Annotated in this window: 1 protein-coding gene; it reads right to left on the reverse strand. The window is 67.2% G+C overall.

The window, feature by feature from the left end; all coding sequences use genetic code 11:
• Positions 1-55: 55 nt before the first annotated feature.
• On the reverse strand, positions 56-1,085 hold a 1,030-nt coding region (locus AB0H57_RS32855; RefSeq protein WP_357512644.1), incomplete at its 5' end, for a hypothetical protein.

Raw genomic sequence — 1,085 nt, forward strand, 5'->3', positions numbered from 1 at the left:
ACGAACGGGGTCGTGGGCGTTGGGCTCACGACCCCGTTGTGCTGGTCGGTTCGGGTTAGAGCAGGACCCAGGTGCCGAAGCTGCCACCGGCTTCCTGCTGGTTGACCCCGCCGATGGTGTCACCGGTGGACGCCGCGTAGATCGCGATGCGTTTGCCGACACCGTAGACAGCGGTCGGGTCTCCCGTGATCAGGGGACTGTCGGTTCCACGGGCCGCCCAGGTGCCGAAGGAACCCCCGGCCACGGGCTGGCTGGCCCCGTACACGGTGCCGTCCCGGCGTACGTAGACCGCGACCCGTTCACTGCTGTCGACCAGCACGGTCGGCCGGCCGACGTACCCACCACCGCTGGTCAGCACCTGCCACGTACCGAACCCCTGACCCGCCGCGGTCTGGGTCACCCCGGCGACGTTCCCCGCCCCGTTGGTCACGTAGATCCCGATCCGGCCACCGATCCCGTACACCGCCATCGGATCACTGGCCACCCCCGCACCGGAGACGCCCATCGCCGCCCACGTGCCGAACGACCCACCAGCGGTCTTCTGACTCGCCCCGTAGATCGTGCCGTTACGCCGCATGTACAACGCCACCCGCTGCTGACTGTCCACCAACGCCGCCGGCTTCCCCACATACCCACCGTCACTGGTCAACACCTGCCACGCACCGAACCCCTGACCCGCCGCGGTCTGGCTCACCCCGGACAGATTCCCCGCACCGTTGAGCGCGTAGATACCGATCCGACCACCCACCCCGTACACCGCCCGCGGATCCCCCACCACACCCGCGCCACCGGTACCGATCGCAATCCATTCACCGAACGACCCACCAGCCGTCTTCTGACTCGCCCCGTAAATCGTGCCGTTACGCCGCACATACAACGCCACCCGATTCAGATCATCCCGCAACACCGCCACCTGACCAGCGAACCCACCACCAGACGACAACTGCTGCCACGCGTTGAACGAACCCCCCGCCGTCTGCTGCGAACGACCCCACACATCACCACCCGACCGCACCACATACAACGAAATCCGACCATCCAACCCCACCACCACACCATCCCGCGACACATCATCCGGCGAACCG

It is taken from the genome of Micromonospora sp. NPDC050686 (assembly GCF_040654475.1).
Lineage (GTDB): Bacteria > Actinomycetota > Actinomycetes > Mycobacteriales > Micromonosporaceae > Micromonospora.